2 protein-coding genes are annotated in these 1,670 nt (G+C 46.9%); both read left to right on the top strand.

The features are described 5' to 3' along the window. Positions 1–911: RHS repeat-associated core domain-containing protein (locus tag HF690_RS14945; protein WP_168610012.1), on the top strand; the 911-nt coding region annotated here is incomplete at its 5' end. Further along, on the top strand, positions 908–1,333 hold the full coding sequence (locus HF690_RS14950) for an energy transducer TonB (protein ID WP_168610013.1): 426 nt from the start codon (positions 908–910) through the stop codon (positions 1,331–1,333). The genes HF690_RS14945 and HF690_RS14950, both read left to right, overlap by 4 nt. Positions 1,334–1,670 lie beyond the last annotated feature (337 nt).

A 1,670-nucleotide genomic window follows, 5' to 3' on the forward strand; every position in this document is an offset into this window, starting at 1 on the left:
ATTTCGTCACCAACGCGCAAGGCACGGTGGTGGCGGAAATGGACAACCAGGGCAACACGACCTACGAGGCCGCATATCGGCCGTACGGCCAGCAGCAGAGCGGCGCACCGCAGGCTGAGCCGGGGTATACCGGGCATGTGAATGATCCGGATACCGGACTCGTGTACATGCAGGCGCGGTACTATGACTCAGAAATTGGTCGCTTCGTGAGCGTGGATTTAGTTCGTCCAGAGCCTGGGAATATTTTTGGCGTCAATGATTACGTATATGCTAATAATACACCGGTAATGAAAGTTGATCTTAATGGTATGTTTTGCGGAGGGGTGGGTGAAGTTTCTGCAAAAGTACAGGTGCTGCGTGACACGTCTGATGGTTGTAATGGAGGGCAGACGAAAGCGTATAGTTATGTGAGTTTGGCGTTCAGGCACTACAGTCCTGGCGCGGATGGCATTTTGGGTGCGCAGAGTAAGTTTCCTAGTAAGACGGTAAGTGCTGTATATAAATTCACCACGTCGCCTGTCGGCAAGAAGATTTACGATCAGGCAATTAAGGAAGGGGGGAAGATAAATTTAGTCCTTGAGCCTTCTGGGTTCCCTCCGACTTATCACCTTCAAAATGGAACGAATAACACGATCGTATATTCTCTAGATGTGGCTGGTTTCTTGAGGGATAGAGATAAAGAAGGTGAAATGCATGGCGCAACCTTGGATATAATATTGGGTCACGAAATTGGGCATACAAAGATAGCGGTTGATGCGCTGGGTTATTCGCAGAGCGAGGGGTATTGGCAAAACGAGTTTAATGTTGTGAGGAATGTTGAAAATCCTTATAGGGCATATATAGGGGCGCCGTTGAGAACTAGATACAGTGGGTATCCTGTACCTAAGCCATTGCTGGGAGGTAAAAAATGATCGGGGCTGGTTTCATTTTAATTTTAGCGTCCAAGCATGCGACGGTTATGAGTGATTGCGGAGCTCGCGATAACTCGCGTGTTATCGAAGTAACAAAGTCGCTAGTCGTAAAGAAGGGTGAGTTGGTGGTTCCTGTATCAGAATTGTCTACAAAGGTTGGTCGGAGGGCTTGTGTGAGACTTTCTTTTGCGATAGGTAGAGATGGGAAGGCTGCAAATATAGAGGTTGTAGAGTCGCATGGGAGTTTTCCTTTGAATGTGAATGCTGTGGCTGCGCTGAAAAAATATTCATTCGTAAAGCCTGCTTTAATTTCTTCTTGCAAGAGGCTTAAAAAGTATAGTTTGGTTTTTTCGGTGATTGTGGATAAGGCGCCACCTTTTCCTAGTCGAAAATCAATCGATATTGACATGATAAAAAAATGATGAAGGTGGTTATAAATCAGGTTCGTAGATAGCTCTGAAGCGCATGGCTAACGATATAGTTGATTTAGAATTGGATTTTATTGATAGCCTCCGCGTTGGGTCGGGTGAAGAATTTGTTCTAACTAGTGCAATAACGGTTCTGCAATAACGGTTCCCAATAACTGTTCCAGGTTCACTTTCGGTACCTGTGGAGTCGTGTCCTCGGTGCAGGTGGTGTATCCGCCCAATGCGCCGCCGAATGTGCAAGTCGTCGTGCAGGGCTCCTCGAAGATCACGTACGAAAAAGCGGAATGGGATGCGGTCAACTATGCGGACCGTTACGAGGTCAAGATCGATA

The organism is Oleiagrimonas citrea (genome assembly GCF_012395255.1).
Classification (GTDB): domain Bacteria; phylum Pseudomonadota; class Gammaproteobacteria; order Xanthomonadales; family Rhodanobacteraceae; genus Oleiagrimonas; species Oleiagrimonas citrea.

What these genes read in the sequence shown, in the direction of transcription:
- HF690_RS14950 (WP_168610013.1), top strand. Translation starts at nt 908, where the DNA reads ATGATCGGGGCTGGTTTCATTTTAATTTTAGCGTCCAAGCATGCGACG.